The sequence below is a fragment of the Cryobacterium sp. Hb1 genome, assembly GCF_004403585.1.
Lineage (GTDB): Bacteria > Actinomycetota > Actinomycetes > Actinomycetales > Microbacteriaceae > Cryobacterium > Cryobacterium lyxosi.
The window spans coordinates 146,045-160,739 of sequence record NZ_SOHI01000028.1 but is presented as its reverse complement, the minus strand read 5'-3'; the positions used below and the strand labels follow the sequence as shown (position 1 = coordinate 160,739).

Below are 14,695 nucleotides of genomic sequence, written 5' to 3'. Positions count from 1 at the left end.
GCTCAACGCTCCAGTGCGCTGGTCTGAAATTCGGTCAAGGTGATGGCGCCCTTCAAGGCGAGGTCGAGCAGAACGTCAAGCTCGCTGCGGTCGAACGGTGCAGCTTCGGCGGTGCCCTGCACCTCGACGAACTTGCCGCGCCCGGTCACGACGACGTTCATGTCGGTGTCAGCGCGCACGTCTTCGGTATAGGCGAGGTCGAGCATGGGCACTCCGCCGATGATGCCGACAGACACGGCCGAGACGCTGTCGATGAGTGGCTGCGCCTTCTGCGAGATGAACTTCTTGGTGCGCCCCCACTCGAGCGCATCGGCGAGGGCGACGTACGCGCCGGTGATGGCCGCGGTGCGTGTTCCTCCGTCGGCCTGCAGCACGTCGCAGTCGAGCACGAGCGTGTTCTCACCAAGCGCCTTCATATCGACCACCGCGCGCAGGCTGCGCCCGATCAAGCGGCTGATCTCGTGGGTGCGACCGCCGATCTTGCCCTTGACCGATTCACGGTCCATGCGGCTGTTGGTCGAGCGCGGCAGCATCGAATATTCGGCGGTGACCCAGCCCTTACCCTTGCCGCTCATCCAACGCGGAACGCCGTTAGTGAACGATGCCGTGCAGAGCACCCTGGTGCGGCCGTACGAGATCAGGGCCGAGCCTTCGGCCTGGTCGCTCCAGCCGCGCTCGATCGTGATCGGGCGAAGTTCGTCGTTGGTGCGCCCATCGGCGCGCAGGGTCTCGGTCACGGTGTGCTCCTAGTGATTCGGGTGGAGGGGGAATTAGGGGGTCCGCTTCGACTGGATGCTGCCAGTTCGGCAAGGTTGAGTGTGCCGGTCTCGATCAGGTCGACGCGGCTGACCTCGGGTCCGATCAGACGATGGGCCAGGGCCAGAAAATCCTCGGCGCTGTCGCCGGTCGCCTCGTAACGGTAGCTGGGCGGGCTCGTGCGTGGGCGTTCCAGGCCCTGACTCACCAGCACCCGGTAGACGTCATTGGCTGTTTCGGTATCACTGGAGACCAGGGTGACGTTCTCTCCCATCACATACGAGATGGCACCGCGCAAAAAGGGATAGTGGGTGCAGCCGAGCACGAGGGTGTCGACGCCTGCAGCGCGCAGCGGCGCAAGGTACTCCTCGGCGACGGCGAGCACCTCGGCGCCGGTCGTGACGCCGGCTTCGACGAACTCAACGAACCGCGGGCAGGCTTTGCTGAACAGCGTGATCTGGGGTGCGGCGGCGAAGGCGTCGTTGTAGGCACGCGAGTTGACAGTCCCGAGGGTACCGATGACTCCCACTCGCTGGTTGCGCGTGGTTGCGACGGCGCGGCGCACGGCCGGCTGAATGACCTCGATCACGGGCACGCTGTAGCGTTCACGGGCGTCGCGCAGCATCGCCGCCGAAGCCGTGTTACACGCGATCACAAGCAGTTTCACGTCTTGCGCCACGAGATCATCGAGTACGTCCAGGGCGAACCCCCGTACGTCCGCTATTTTCTTGGGCCCGTACGGCGAGTGGGCCGTATCGCCGATGTAGAGAATGGACTCGTTGGGTAACTGGTCCTTGATCGCTCGGGCGACGGTCAGGCCGCCGACTCCGGAATCAAAAATACCAATCGGTGCATCCGTCACGGAGACCAAGCCTAGCCCGACAAGCGGATAAGCTGTGCCGGGTGACCCTGTCCCCCACGTACCCCGTGCCAGCGCACGGCGGCCCAGCCGCCCGCACCCCGGCTTTACGCACCGATCGGTACGAGCTCACGATGGTCGACGCCGCTATCCAGAGCGGGACCGCCGACCGTGAGTGCATGTTCGAAGCGTTCGCCCGACGGCTGCCCACCGGCCGGCGCTACGGAATCGTAGCCGGTACCGGCCGCCTGCTCGAGCTGATTCGCCAATTCCGCTTCACCACCGAGGAACTGACCTGGCTTGCCGAGAACGCCGTCGTGCGCACTCCCACCCTCGACTACCTGGCCGACTATTCCTTCACCGGCAACGTCTGGGGCTACCAGGAGGGCGAAGCGTACTTTCCCGGATCCCCCCTGCTGCTGGTCGAGAGCACCTTCGCCGAGGGTGTCATTCTGGAGACCCTCATCCTCAGCGTGCTCAACTACGACATCTCGGTCGCCAGCGCCGCCGCCCGCATGGTCTCCGTGAGCCTCGGCCGCCCGATCGCCGAGATGGGATCACGCCGCACCAACGAGCACTCGGCGGTCGCCGCCGCCCGCGCTGCATTTATCGCCGGCTTTGCATCAACGAGCAATCTCGAAGCCGGCCGCCAATGGGGCCTTCCCACTATGGGGACAGCTGCCCACTCGTTCATTTTGCTGCACGACAGCGAGGAAGAAGCGTTCCAGGCGCAAGTGGATGCCTTCGGTACCGCCACAACACTTCTCGTGGACACCTACGATGTGCCGGCCGGCATCGCACTGGCGGTCAAGATCGCCGGGCCCGAGCTCGGCTCGATTCGCATCGACTCCGGCGATCTACCCATTGTCGTCGCGGCGGCCCGAGCGCAACTCGATTCCCTCGGCGCCGTCAACACGAAAATCACCGTCACGAGCGACCTCGACGAGTTCGCCATCGCGGCTCTGTCGGCCAGCCCGGTCGACGCTTTCGGCATCGGCACCTCGGTGGTCACCGGTTCGGGAGAGCCGGCCGCCGGCCTGGTCTACAAGCTCGTCGCGCATAAGGGCCACGGCAACGACTGGATCTCCGTCGCCAAAACGTCGACCGCGAAGCTGTCTATCGGTGGCCGCAAGAGTGCGCTTCGTCGAGTGGATGCCGCCGGCACCGCCCAGGAAGAGATCATTCTGCTCGGTGACGGACCCGGCGGCAGTTTCGATTCCCGCAGCGGCCTCGAACGCGCACTTCTGGTTCCGCTGATCAGCGACGGCACCGTCGACGAACGTTACGTGGGACCGATCGGAACGCTGCGCGCCCGCGCGCACAACGCATCCGTCATGCAGGAACTGCCAATCGAGGCTTTTCGTTTAGGGCGCGGCGAGCCCGTTATTCCGACCTCGTATCGATAACCCCGGGCAGATTAGGCGCTACTTGGCTTTCATCTTCTCGTAGATGGCCTTGCACGTTGGGCACACCGGAAATTTTTCCGGGTCGCGTCCCGGCAGCCACTTCTTGCCGCACAGGGCCTTGACCGGTTTGCCCGAAATGGCCGACTCGAGAATCTTGTCTTTGGGAACATAGTGCGAAAAACGTTCGTGATCGCCGGGCTCGATCTGCTCCTGGTTCAGAAGTTCCTCGAGCTCACGATCAAGCGTGGACGTTCCGCCGCCGGGCTGGCCGGGTTCTGCAATGCTCACACGAAATTCAGTCATAGCATCAGTCTAAACACTCTGCCCGCGACGGGTCAGGCCCGTTGAGCAGAAGCCAGCATCTCAGGACCGCGCCGGTCGAAGGCACGCGAACCGACCCAGATTCCCACGACCACAGCCACGAGTCCGAGACCGACGCCGGTGGCAAGCGCGAGCAGATGCCAGGCCGGATCCTCAACGATTCCGAGATAGGCGAAGATGAGCGCGGGTAGCGCCACGATGATTGAGCCCGTGAAGGTGAGCGACTGCACCAGTCCTGCGGCGGTCTCTGTAGCTTGCGGCTGGGCGAACGGGCTGTCACCGGGTTTGGTGACCGGGTAGGGAAAACGAGTGGATGTGTAGCTCGAGAAGCCCAAACCAGCCAAAAGGATGCACGTGCTCACGCCCAGCATCGACAACAGCACTGACCAGTCACCGTAGAACGAAATACTGATGACCGAGCCAATGCCGATGAGCGGTATGCCCATGACGAGCGCGGGAAGGAGCCGGCCGATACGGTCGGCCAGGCCGTGCGTTCCCGAAGCCACGTGCAGCCAGATTGCGGTGCTGTCGTAGGCAACGTCATTGTGCATGGTCCACCCGAGAAAAATGCACATGAGGGGCACCGGCACGAGCGCGAGGTAATGCAGCGGCACGCCGACGACACTCAATGGCAGGATGGCGATGATGGGCACGATCGGAATCATGATCAGCGACACCCAGTACCGTGAGTCGCGCGCCCAGTAAGTGAAGGTACGGGCCGCGATAGCGCCAACGGAACCGTGCGGCAGCCGGTCGAACCAGCCCAGCCCGGAATACTGTTTCGCCGTCGCTTCACGGCCGGGCGATACCAGCATGCGAGCCACGACGAACTGCCAGATCAGCCAGAGCGCGTAGGTGGATCCCACGGCAATAAGCAGTTTGAGGATGGCCTCACCCCAGGCGCCGGTGGAGGCGTCGCCGGGAACGGCCCACGCTGCCCCGAACGGCGTCCAGCCCAGAATCGTGGCGAGAGTGGCCAACAGGGTGCGGCCATGTCGGTCCCAGTCCGTGCTGAACAGCACCACGACGAGCGGAGAAATCAAGACCAGCAAAACGACACCGATCAGCCCGGTGAACTCGCGGGAGCGTCTGGTCGACAGGAGAAAGGCCGCGAGGGATGCGCTCACTCGAGAGAGCAGAATGCAGGTCGCGAGGATCAGCGCGGCGGAGATGAGAGCGAGCAGAGTCTGCCCGATGCCGCGCGACCACGTGACCACGGTGCCGAGGAGCACGATCGTCAGGGTGAACGCCGGAACACCGATGAGCGCCGAACCAGCCAGGCCAAGCGACAACGAACGGTTCGGAATTCCGAGGAAGGCAAACTTACGGGGGTCCATGCTGTCATCGATGCCGACCACGATCGGGATGATCAGAAAGCCCAGCGCCACGGCCGATCCGGCCACAGTGAGCGAATCGCGAATCAGTGTGGGGTCACCGACGAACCGCAGGGTTATCAGTGCAACGAGAATTGTGATGGAGACGCTCAGACCATAGAGCAGTCCCACAACCAGGCCGACAACCTGCCACGGGCTACGGCGAAACAGGTTGGCGAGCAACCGGAGTTTCAGTCCGAAAAATTGTGCAACCATTCCATGCCCTCCGCGACCTTACGCCCACCGGCGAGCTCGACGAACCGGTCTTCCAGCGACTTCGGGCCACGGACCTCGTCGATGGTTCCCGCTGCCAGGACACGGCCCTGCACGATGATGGCGACATGATCGCAGACGCGCTGGATCAGGTCCATGCCGTGGCTGGACAGCACGACAGTGCCACCAGCGGCCACATACTTCTGCAAAATCTCGGTCACGTTGACCGCAGAAACCGGGTCGACGGACTCGAACGGCTCATCGAGCACGAGCACTCGTGGGGAGTGAATCATTGCACAGGCCAGGGCGATCTTCTTCGTCATGCCGGCGGAGTAGTCCGCAACGAGACGGTTGAGGGCATCCTCGAGGCCGAAAGCCACAGCGAGGTCCGCCGACCTGCTGCGCACGGTGTCGTTGTCGAGGCCGCGCAGGGTGCCAGCGTAGTAAAGAAGTTGTGCGCCGGTGAGGCGGTCGAAGAGTCGAAGCCGGTCGGGCAGAACGCCCATCACACGCTTGGCCTCGTTCGGCCGAGCCCAGACGTCAATGCCGTGCACCGTGACGTTCCCGGCGCTCGGCCGCAACAGGCCGGTGATCATCGACAGGGTCGTGGTCTTGCCGGCCCCGTTCGGCCCGACAATGCCATAGAACGAACCGGCTCGCACGGTCAGGTCGAGATCGGAGACCGCAACATTGTGACCGAATCTCTTCACGAGTCCCCGGGCTGCAATGACTATTGGAGCTTCAACGACAGCGGGCTTCTTTGCCGACTTCGCCGCCGGAGAAATGACGGCCTTCGCGGCTGGCTCTGAGATGGTGCGGGGTGCGGTCGTTCCGGGCGTTTCCTGTGGACGCGGATCCATGCTCGGTTCGGGCAGCGGCGCGACGGTCGTTCCCAGTGGCTGTTCCGTTTCGATCGCGACGAGCGCATCGCGGGTCGCGTAAGGGCGCGTGGTTTCGTCGGTTGCGTTCTCGGCGAGTGTCTGTTCAGTCGACCGGACCGACTTGGCTACGTCCGGTAATTTTGGCGCCGTCAGCTTTCTCGGCGTCGTCGACGTGCGCACTGCTGGCTTACGCACGGCTGGCGTACGCACGGCTGGCGTACGCACGGCTGGCTTACCTGCGCCTTCGTCCGGAACTGCCTGAGTGTCAGCCGACTTGACCGCCGCTGGCTTACGCACAGCCGGCTTAGGCACAGCTGGCTTACGCACGGCTGGCTTACGCGCAGCTGGCTTACCTCCGCCTTCGTCCGGAACTGCCTGAGTGTCAGCCGACTTGACCGCCGCTGGCTTAGGCACAGCCGGCTTACGCGCAGCTGGCGTACGCACGGCTGGCGTACCTCCGCCTTCGTCCGGAACTGGCTGAGTGTCAGCCGACTTGACCGCCGCTGGCTTACGCACAGCTGGCTTACGCACTGCCGGCTTACGCACTGCCGGCTTATTGGCCGCGGCTTTGCTGGCCGCCGGCTTGCTGCCTGCCGACTCCGTGGCGAGCGGTGCCATCGGGTCGGCGGAACGGTCCACGACAGGCTCGTCGTCGCGTTCAGGGTGGGGCGGCACAAATGTCACTCCGCCAATCTACCAAGGACCACCGACAGGAGGGCGCGGCAAGGTCGGCAGTGGCCCTTGCAACCTGTGAGTAGGCTCCGTGCCGGGTCACGAAATGGACACGTGCTGAGCGAATTCTTTCCTCATATTGAGGCAACAGGTTATGGTGAGAATGACATAACGGTGTGTCTTTACGTGAACATGTGGGTGAATCCTAAGCAAACTCTTCGCAATGAGAGCGGGTTTTGCGGCGTAACCCCAACCATTCTTGAGGAGATAATCGTGACGACGCAGTCGGCTAAGACGCACGCAATTAGGACGCAAGTGGTCATTCTGGCGGCCGGTATGGGCAGCCGTCTCGGGCGCTCATTGCCGAAGCCCCTCACCGAGCTGAGCGACGGCCGGACGATCATGCAGCAGCAGTTCGACAACATCGACCATGCCTTCGGCAACGCTGCCCAGGTCACGATCGTCGTTGGATACAAGCTTGAGCACATCATCGAAGCGTTCCCACAGGCATCTTTCGTGTACAACGAAGAGTATGACCAGACCAACACCTCAAAGAGTCTGCTGCGTGCCCTGCAGGCTTCGAAGTCCGGCGGCGTACTCTGGATGAACGGCGATGTGGTCTTCGACCCGGCCATTCTCGACCGCGCTGCCGCCATGATGGCCCGTGACCAGTCCTTCGTCACCGTCAACACTGACAAGGTGTCCGATGAAGAAGTCAAGTACACCACGAGCGCCGAAGGCTTTATCAAGGAACTGTCGAAGACCGTTAGGGACGGCCTCGGCGAAGCCGTCGGCATCAACTACGTGTCGAGCACGGACAAAGCAACCCTGATCCGCCAGCTGGCCAAGGTCGCCGACCAGGACTACTTTGAACGCGGCATCGAGTTGGCTATCGAACAGAACCGCATGCTGGTCGAGCCGGTGAATATTTCCGACTTCTATGCCGTCGAAGTGGACTTCGCCGAGGACCTTGAGCGCGCCAACCTGTTCGTCTAACCAATGCACTTGCACCATCCGAAACCCCGGCGCCTCGGCGTGGGGGTTTCGTTGTCGCTGCATCGGGAACCAGCCCCGCGCAGAAGGAACCAGCCACGACTGGCACGAAACGCCGCCCGCGCTCCCATACGATAGACCGCGTGAGTAGTTACGCCCAGGTGCGCCCCGAACAGCGCACGCCGCTCGCCCGGTATCGGCATTCGCTGTGGTTGCTGACGGAGCGCGATCTGCGCGTGCGCTACTCGACCTCAGCGCTCGGCTACTTTTGGTCCATTCTCGATCCGCTCGTGATGGCCGGCATCTACTGGTTCGTCTTCACCCAGGTCTTCGACCGCAGCGTCGGCGACACCCCGTACATCGTGTTTCTCCTGGCTGCCCTGCTGCCCTGGATGTGGTTCAACGGTGCTGTCTCGGATTGCACCCGCGCATTTCTGCGCGAGGCGAAACTCATCCGTTCAACGCGCATCCCCCGCACCATCTGGGTGAACCGTCTGGTGCTGTCCAAGGGCATCGAGTTTCTGGCATCCCTGCCCGTGCTGGTGCTGTTCGCAGTCGTGTATGGCGCCGAACTCAGCATCGACGCGCTGTTCTTCCCCCTCGCCATAGTGATCCAGGCAATGTTGACCGCCGGCGTCGGACTGCTCGTGGCTCCGCTCGTGGTGTTCTTCCGCGACCTGGAACGGGCCGTCAAACTCATCCTGCGATTTCTGTTCTACGCCTCCCCTATCATCTACGGCACCACCGACTTACCGCCCGAATTGCACTTCTGGGCTGCTTTCAACCCGCTGACCGGCATTTTCAGTCTCTATCGCTCGGCTTTCTTTCCCGAGCAGCTCGACTGGTTCACGGTCGTGATCAGCGCGGTCATGTCCTTCGTCTTCCTCGGGCTCGGATTGCTGGTCTTTCGCCGCACCGAACGTGCCGTTCTGAAGGAGATCTAGTGGCCGAGGTGAGAGCGTCCACCACGGGAACGCCCGTGATCTCGCTGCAGAACGTCGGCATCCGCTTTCGCCGAAATCGGCGTGGGCGTCGAAATTTCAAGGATCTTTTTGGTGCCAATAAACGGCGCAGTCGGCCAAGTGAGTTCTGGGCCCTGCAGCACGTATCCTTCACCGTCCAACCGGGCGAAGCCATCGGTGTCGTCGGGCGCAATGGTCAAGGCAAGTCGACCCTGCTCAAACTCGTGACCGGAGTCGTGCTGCCCGACGAGGGGTCGGTACGCGTCACGGAGGGCGTGGCGCCACTGATCGAGATCACCGGCGGATTCGTGGATGACCTCAGTGTGCGCGACAACGTCTATCTGACGGCCGGTCTGCACGGTATGACACGCAAGCAGATCACGGAACGCTTCGACGAGATCATCGAATTCGCCGACATCGCCGACTTCATTGACACGCCATACAAACACCTGTCGAGCGGTATGAAAGTACGAATCGCCTTTGCGGTGATATCCCGGCTGGAGGAGCCGATTCTGCTGGTCGATGAGGTTTTGGCCGTGGGCGATAAAGCTTTCCGGGAAAAGTGCTATCGCCGCATCGAGGAACTCCTGGCGGGCGGGCGTACCCTGTTTATCGTCTCGCACAATGAGCGCGATCTGCGACGCTTCTGCACCCGCGGTCTGTATCTCGACAAGGGCGACCTGGTGCTCGACGGGCCGATCACGGACGTGCTTGCACGGTACAACACCGACTACGGCGTCAAACCAGCAGCCTGACCCAAGCCTGGCCGCCGATTCGCCGTGGCGTTCTGGGAACGTCGAAAATCGATCGCTATGTACGAGTCACGAGTCGGCGGTAGCTGCTCGAGAGCGAGACCGGTCACGAGTTCACTCAACTCGAGTTGCAGCACGGCCGCCAGACGAATGAGCGTGTACATCGTTGGGTTTCCGTGCCCCCGGTCGATGCGGGCGTAATTCGAGACATTGAGTCCGGCGAGCAGCGCAACAGACTCCTGATTGAACCCGAGCGCCAGACGGCGCTCTCGCAGGCGTAGGCCGAGCAGTCGCGAGGCTTCTGATTTGGGCTCAAGCATTCTTCAGTTGTAGCGGCACAGCGGAGTCTTGACTAGCGGGTGGACTTTTGACGAAAGACAGTATTTGTATCCGGGTGCGCCCAGGTAACCCAGCGCGCGTCCCGGTGTACCCCGTACACTCGACCAAGGGCACCGAGAAAGGCGAGCCATGGCGAGGAAGAGCATACCGATGCTGTCATCGACCGGCGGCACTCCCCAAGGAGGGGCACTGCCTACCGGATTTGTCAAGGGCTTTGATCGGGTGCTGGCCATACACCGCCCCGTCGTGCTTGCACATATTCGCAGCATCCGACGGCGCCATCCCCAAGCCAACCCCGAACAAATCGTGCGCATTCTGGAAAAACGCTATCTCGCGGCGGTCACGACCGGCGGTGCCGCGGTGGGCGCTACCGCGGTTATTCCCGGTGTCGGCACCGGAATCACCCTCGCACTATCGGGAGTGGAAACCGCCGGTTTTCTCGAGGCGACGGCTTTGTTCACCCAATCGGTGAGCGAGGTACATGGAATCGCGGTGGAAGACCCCGATCGCGCCCGCGCCCTCGTCATGACGATGATGCTCGGCCGAGAGGGCAGCGATCTGGTGCGACAACTCGCCGGTCAGGTGACCGGCTCGGGAACCGCGAGAAACACCTACTGGGGTGAACTCATCACCAACAGTCTTCCCCGCGCCGTTCTCGGCCCACTCACCGACCGACTCAAAAGCACATTTCTGCGCCAGTTCGCCACCCGCGGCGGGGCGAGCCTGCTCGGCAAGGCCCTGCCGTTTGGCATCGGAGCGGTGATCGGCGGTACGGGAAACCACATTCTGGGCACCAAGGTGATGCGCGCGTCACGCCTCGCATTCGGTCCGGCCCCCGCCGGTTTTCGGCCGGATCTGGACCCGCAAATGCGTGCCATCACGGTTCGCGAAAAGCGACGCGGTAAGTCGGTGGCGGCCGTATCGGCCGAGCCGGCGGCATCCGCTTCGTGGCCGACCACGCCCGGAGCGACGTAGCGTCGGTGTACTACTCCATGTCTGGACTCTGTGCAGAATCGGGCACGATCGCACGATCGGCATCGTGCACAGCCGCGAATCGGTCCCACTCATCCATCAGGTGCTGCACGGCCCCGTGGAAGAGGCCCGTCGCGACGCCAGGGGCGGTGTCACCGAAATAGCGGTGCACCCAGCCCTGCAGGCGATCGACCGCCGCATCATCGTGCGTGAGTCGGTCGACGGCGATCACAATATCGGCGGCGTGATCGGCAGGGAGCCACTCACAGTCGGAGAGATAGCCACTCGTGTCGATCACGGCCGTTGGGTTGACGGGCCGGGTGATGATGATCGGCTTACCGGTGGCGAGCCGATCGTAGACCATGGCGGAGATGTCGACGATGGCGATATCCGCCGCGGCCAGTTGCCAGCCGAGATCAGGACCCGAGTCGTAGACGTGCTGCGCGCGCGGGTCACGATCGTTGGCCGCGGCAATGGCGCCGATGATGGCCTTGTTGGCGGCCCCGTAGCTATGGTCGACGACGCCGCTGCGCGGGTGTGGTCGATAGATGACGCGGTGGGTACCGGTGGCCAACAGAGCAGTGACGAGCGCAACACCGTGGGTAGCGACAGAGCCGTAGGCCGCGGCGGCCCTGTCCCCCTCCCAGGTGGGCGCATAGAGCACGACCTGGCGTTCATCGGGCAGGTAAGGCAGTTGACCGCTGAAATAGTCGGCCTGGGGGCGCCCGATCTTGATGGCGCGCTTATCGAAGTCGTAGTCCCAGAGCACCCGGTCGAGCCGGGCGAGTGCAGCGTCCCCGGCAACGAACGAGTAGTCGTAGGCCTTGAACTGGTTAGTGATCATGTACATCTTGTCGCTCTCACCGTGGTTGATGAAAACGTGCCAGCATCGCCCGTAGCGCATCATCTGAAAGTTGCGCGGATTCTGGTTGACGTAAAACACGATACGAATATCCTGCTCGGCAACAATCTGCTCGAGCTGAGGCACCGTGCGAGCATAGGCGATGGGAATGGGCGCCTCGTCCATCAGCTTGAGGGTGCCGCCGCCGGTACGACTGATCACGAGTACCGGCCACGTCTTGGCGAGCGTTGCGAGCGGCTGATACCACTGCCGTATTTGGTACATGTTGACGGGTCCGTCAGCAAAGTACACGGCAATCTTGAAATGATTGTCTTCGCGCAGCTCCCGTTCTTGCAGCGGCCCACGCAGCTCGTGTTGGGCCTTGCGGGAGGCCATAACATCCCTGACCAGCTTGACTGCACGCCTGACGTCTTCCCGAATTGCCACCGGCTAAGACTACCTTTCGTTAGATGATCGGAGGGCGCCCTGCGCGGGTCATCCGCCAGACCGTGCGTGCTCGAAGCGGATGCCGTGGTCCCGGGTCATGACGCCACCCTTCGCGCCAGCCGTCGAACCAGGCGTGCAGTGCCGGCCGGTTGCTCGGGGCAAAGCGCAGCACCTGAATCGCCGTCCAGGCGCCCACGTACAGCGGCACCAAGAGCATTGGCAGGTTGCGCCGAGCCAGCCACACCCGGTTGCGAGCGTTCAGCCGGTAGTAGTCGGCGTGCCGGGTGGGCAGGATGACCGGATGGTTGGCCACGAGGTCGCCGGCATACCAGACGACCCGGTCCTGATCCCAGACCCGCCACGCCAGTTCGATGCCTTCGTGCGCGTAGAAGAATGGTTCGGCCCAGCCTCCGGTCGCGTCGAAGACGCTGCGCGGCAGCAGAACGGCGCCCTCCCAGACGGAGAACACCGGTCCGGGCGTACTGGCCTCGCCCTTGCGGATTCGGGGAATCCACCGACGCGGCGATTCGATTCCCGCCGGGTCTTCGACCCGAGGCTGAAGCAGCCCGATTGTCGGATCGGCGCGCATCTTGCCGATCGCGTCGATCAAAAAATTCGGGTCGGGAATGCTGGCATCGTCGTCGAGGAAGAACAGGTATTCCCCGGTGACACGCGACACGCCGCGGTTACGGCCGGCTGGAATGCCCAGGTTGGTCGGCAGTCCGAGGGAGTGCACGCCGACCGGCAGGCCGGTCGGTTGCCAACCGTTGCCGACGCAGACCACGTCGAGGGTCACTCCCTGCTGGGCCAGCACCGAGCGGATACCCCGCTCGAGATCAGCCGGACGGGTGCCCTGAGTGAGCACCACCACACCGACCGTCACAGCGCCGGCCGGTGCAGCGCCGGCAGCTGCGTCAGGAACGGACACGCTTGGACGCCATGATGGCCACGAAATGACCGATGAGCGATAGGAACGCGAGCGGTACCAGTACGATCAGCACGGTCCGGTCAACGAGCGGCTGCTCGAGAAACAGTCCGACGACGGCGGCAGCGAAGATGACCATGGTCAGTTCAACCGAGTGGTACAGGCGATGGAAGGGTACGAAACGGGCGAGTCGGCGCACCCGGGCGATCACGCTCGAGGTCGGAGTCTTCTCGCCGTGGGTGTCGGCGAGCTTCGTCAATCCGGCATTCGCCCGTGCAACGTGCACCATGTCGTTGAGCGCCTTGTTCAGCACGATGATCAGGGCGAGCAGCAGTGCCAGGCTGCTCCACAAAAAGTCGTCGGGTGAGTCGAATGGGTATGCAGCCGCCCGAATTCCGAGGGCGATGGGAATGAGTGACTCGGTGGAATAGTGTCCGACCTTGTCAAGGAACACGCCGGCGGGCGAGGACGTGCCGCGCCATCGCGCCACTTCGCCGTCGCAGCAGTCGATGAGCATCTGCACCTGGCTGAACGCGAGGGCGAGCAGTGCCCCCCAGATTCCGGGGATCAGCAGGGCGGCGGCAGTCGACCAGCCGGCGAGGATCATCAGCGCGGTCACGCCGTTGGCGGAGATGCGGGTCTTCAGCAGCACCCAGGTCAGGTACGGCGACAGGTCGCGCAGGTACAGGCTCGCCGTCCAGTGCTCGGCGTTGGCACGCAGGCGCACTTCGGGCGGCTGGGCCACCGCGCGCAGCTGAGCGATCGATTCCGGTCGGGTTAAGCGCCGATGTGAGGTCTCGGGCGAACTGGTCATCTGCTCACCTTCCCGTGTGTGCCGTGATGTTACTGGTGAGTTTGAGATACCCGAACACAAACCCGACCCCCCAGCAGAAGTGAATGCAGGGCAAGACTACGAGAAAATTCAGGGAGGTACGAATTCCGTCCGGCCTGGCCACCGTGAGGGTCGCGGCCACCACGATGACCAGATACCCGACGGGAACTATGAGACCGAGGAACAACCACGGCGTCGCGCCGAAGGCCACCTGCACGATTCCGCCCACTCCGAGGAGCAGCCCGAGAGCTGCCGCCAGCACCATGGCCGGTGGCACAAAATAGCGGATGCCGTTGGCCGCCGGATACCGACGCGCCAGTTCGCCGCGCCAGAGCCCGGTCGAGAGCATCTGCCGGGCGAGTTGGGGCAGGGTCGGCCGCGGACGATACAGCACGCGCAGTTTGGGGGTGAACCAGACAAGTCCGCCAGCTTCACGGAGGCGCCGATTGAGGTCCCAGTCCTGACCGCGTTTGACGCCCTCGTCGAACAATCCGACAGCCAGTATGCTCGCGGTGCGAAAACAACCGAGGTAGACGGTTTCGGCGGCGCCCTCAGCCCCGCCAACATGGTGCGGGGTACCACCGAGGCCGATGCGGGTACCGTATGCGCGGGCCACTGCGCGCTCGAACGCGCTGATACCCCGGGCATCCATGATGCCACCGACGTTGTCGGCACCGGTGCGCTCAAGCGTCTCCACGGCGATGCGGGCGTACTCGGGTGGTAGCACCGAGTGCGCGTCGACGCGAATGACCACCGCGTACTGCGACGCACGGATGGCGATGTTCAGGCCCGCCGGAGTCGAGCCGATGTCGTTGGGCACGACCCGAATTCGCGAGTCGACCGCGGCCATTTCTTCGACCAGTTCGGTCGTGCCGTCGATGCTCGGTCCGAGCGCCAGGGTGACCTCAAACGGGCCCTCGAAGTCTTGTGCCAGCAGACTCTCGACGGCGGCTCGCACGTGCGTCGCCTCGTTGAGCACCGGCATCACGTACGACACCCCGGGAAGAAATCCTTCACCACGTTGGTGCACCTGGCTGGCCAGCTTTCCGGTTGATGAGTAAGACGATAGAGCCTACCAGCCCACGAAATGCCAATCACCGCGGAAGGTGTCAAACAGCACCGCTCACCGTCATCGCGTCGCCGGCTAGCCG

At 63.3% G+C, this 14,695-nt stretch carries 15 protein-coding genes; 5 read left to right on the top strand and 10 right to left on the bottom strand.

The genetic code is table 11. From position 1 onward, the window contains the following. Nucleotides 1-2: 2 nt before the first annotated feature. Nucleotides 3-737 (bottom strand): ribonuclease PH, encoded by a 735-nt coding sequence (rph, locus tag E3T38_RS11835; protein WP_104201040.1) that lies wholly within the window; start codon nt 735-737, stop codon nt 3-5. Beyond that, a complete protein-coding gene (gene murI / locus E3T38_RS11830) occupies nt 734-1,618 on the bottom strand; it encodes a glutamate racemase (protein ID WP_134548370.1) in 885 nt (294 codons plus the stop codon). Before murI ends, rph begins: the two co-directional genes overlap by 4 nt. A 41-nt stretch (nt 1,619-1,659) precedes the next feature. On the opposite strand from murI, the gene E3T38_RS11825 reads away from it, so the two are divergent. Further along, nucleotides 1,660-3,021: a nicotinate phosphoribosyltransferase gene (locus E3T38_RS11825; protein WP_255452743.1), complete on the top strand. Its 1,362-nt coding sequence runs from the start codon at nt 1,660-1,662 to the stop codon at nt 3,019-3,021. Nucleotides 3,022-3,039: 18 nt separating this feature from the next. On the opposite strand, the gene E3T38_RS11820 is transcribed toward E3T38_RS11825, so the two are convergent. The 3 genes from E3T38_RS11820 to E3T38_RS11810 are packed head-to-tail and all read right to left on the bottom strand — an operon-like array spanning nt 3,040 to nt 6,034. Next, nucleotides 3,040-3,324, bottom strand: a complete 285-nt coding sequence (locus tag E3T38_RS11820; protein ID WP_104128156.1) for a DUF3039 domain-containing protein — start codon at nt 3,322-3,324, stop codon at nt 3,040-3,042. A gap of 32 nt (nt 3,325-3,356) precedes the next feature. Then, nucleotides 3,357-4,931 (bottom strand): hypothetical protein, encoded by a 1,575-nt coding sequence (locus E3T38_RS11815; RefSeq protein ID WP_134548368.1) that lies wholly within the window; start codon nt 4,929-4,931, stop codon nt 3,357-3,359. Next, the gene (locus E3T38_RS11810; protein ID WP_241984442.1) at nt 4,907-6,034 is read right to left on the bottom strand and encodes an ABC transporter ATP-binding protein; all 1,128 of its coding nucleotides are present in this window, start codon (nt 6,032-6,034) and stop codon (nt 4,907-4,909) included. The genes E3T38_RS11815 and E3T38_RS11810 overlap by 25 nt, the downstream gene beginning before the upstream one ends. A 750-nt stretch (nt 6,035-6,784) precedes the next feature. Here E3T38_RS11810 and E3T38_RS11805 point away from each other — a divergent pair. The 3 genes from E3T38_RS11805 (at nt 6,785) to E3T38_RS11795 (ending at nt 9,191) form a co-directional block, all read left to right on the top strand. Continuing rightward, the gene (locus E3T38_RS11805; protein WP_104197766.1) at nt 6,785-7,477 is read left to right on the top strand and encodes an NTP transferase domain-containing protein; all 693 of its coding nucleotides are present in this window, start codon (nt 6,785-6,787) and stop codon (nt 7,475-7,477) included. Nucleotides 7,478-7,617: 140 nt separating this feature from the next. Further along, the gene (locus E3T38_RS11800) at nt 7,618-8,418 is read left to right on the top strand and encodes an ABC transporter permease (RefSeq protein ID WP_241984441.1); all 801 of its coding nucleotides are present in this window, start codon (nt 7,618-7,620) and stop codon (nt 8,416-8,418) included. Then, nucleotides 8,418-9,191, top strand: coding sequence for an ABC transporter ATP-binding protein (locus E3T38_RS11795; RefSeq protein ID WP_241984440.1), 774 nt, complete (start codon nt 8,418-8,420; stop codon nt 9,189-9,191). Before E3T38_RS11800 ends, E3T38_RS11795 begins: the two co-directional genes overlap by 1 nt. Here the strand turns inward: E3T38_RS11795 and E3T38_RS11790 are convergent. Continuing rightward, nucleotides 9,167-9,508 carry a helix-turn-helix domain-containing protein gene (locus tag E3T38_RS11790; protein ID WP_134548367.1) on the bottom strand — a complete coding sequence of 114 codons (342 nt, stop codon included), beginning with the start codon at nt 9,506-9,508 and terminating at the stop codon, nt 9,167-9,169. The genes E3T38_RS11795 and E3T38_RS11790 overlap by 25 nt on opposite strands. A 148-nt stretch (nt 9,509-9,656) precedes the next feature. On the opposite strand from E3T38_RS11790, the gene E3T38_RS11785 reads away from it, so the two are divergent. Beyond that, complete coding sequence (locus E3T38_RS11785) at nt 9,657-10,502, top strand: hypothetical protein (RefSeq protein ID WP_370449027.1); 846 nt, start codon at nt 9,657-9,659, stop codon at nt 10,500-10,502. Between the two features lie 10 nt (nt 10,503-10,512). Here the strand turns inward: E3T38_RS11785 and E3T38_RS11780 are convergent, their stop codons facing one another. Genes E3T38_RS11780 through E3T38_RS11765 form a run of 4 tightly spaced genes read right to left on the bottom strand, consistent with a single transcriptional unit; the run spans nt 10,513 to nt 14,541 of the window. After that, nucleotides 10,513-11,787, bottom strand: a complete 1,275-nt coding sequence (locus tag E3T38_RS11780; RefSeq protein ID WP_241984438.1) for a CDP-glycerol glycerophosphotransferase family protein — start codon at nt 11,785-11,787, stop codon at nt 10,513-10,515. 19 nt (nt 11,788-11,806) lie between these two features. Beyond that, nucleotides 11,807-12,715 carry a glycosyltransferase family 2 protein gene (locus E3T38_RS11775; protein WP_241984437.1) on the bottom strand — a complete coding sequence of 303 codons (909 nt, stop codon included), beginning with the start codon at nt 12,713-12,715 and terminating at the stop codon, nt 11,807-11,809. Further along, a complete protein-coding gene (locus E3T38_RS11770; protein WP_134548366.1) occupies nt 12,702-13,526 on the bottom strand; it encodes a CDP-alcohol phosphatidyltransferase family protein in 825 nt (274 codons plus the stop codon). The genes E3T38_RS11775 and E3T38_RS11770 overlap by 14 nt, the downstream gene beginning before the upstream one ends. A gap of 4 nt (nt 13,527-13,530) precedes the next feature. Continuing rightward, on the bottom strand, nt 13,531-14,541 hold the full coding sequence (locus E3T38_RS11765; RefSeq protein WP_255452742.1) for a glycosyltransferase family 2 protein: 1,011 nt from the start codon (nt 14,539-14,541) through the stop codon (nt 13,531-13,533). Nucleotides 14,542-14,695 lie beyond the last annotated feature (154 nt).

What these genes read in the sequence shown, in the direction of transcription:
- E3T38_RS11820 (WP_104128156.1), bottom strand. Translation starts at nt 3,324, where the DNA reads ATGACTGAATTTCGTGTGAGCATTGCAGAACCCGGCCAGCCCGGCGGC.
- E3T38_RS11815 (WP_134548368.1), bottom strand. Translation starts at nt 4,931, where the DNA reads ATGGTTGCACAATTTTTCGGACTGAAACTCCGGTTGCTCGCCAACCTG.
- E3T38_RS11790 (WP_134548367.1), bottom strand. Translation starts at nt 9,508, where the DNA reads ATGCTTGAGCCCAAATCAGAAGCCTCGCGACTGCTCGGCCTACGCCTG.
- E3T38_RS11785 (WP_370449027.1), top strand. Translation starts at nt 9,657, where the DNA reads ATGGCGAGGAAGAGCATACCGATGCTGTCATCGACCGGCGGCACTCCC.
- E3T38_RS11770 (WP_134548366.1), bottom strand. Translation starts at nt 13,526, where the DNA reads ATGACCAGTTCGCCCGAGACCTCACATCGGCGCTTAACCCGACCGGAA.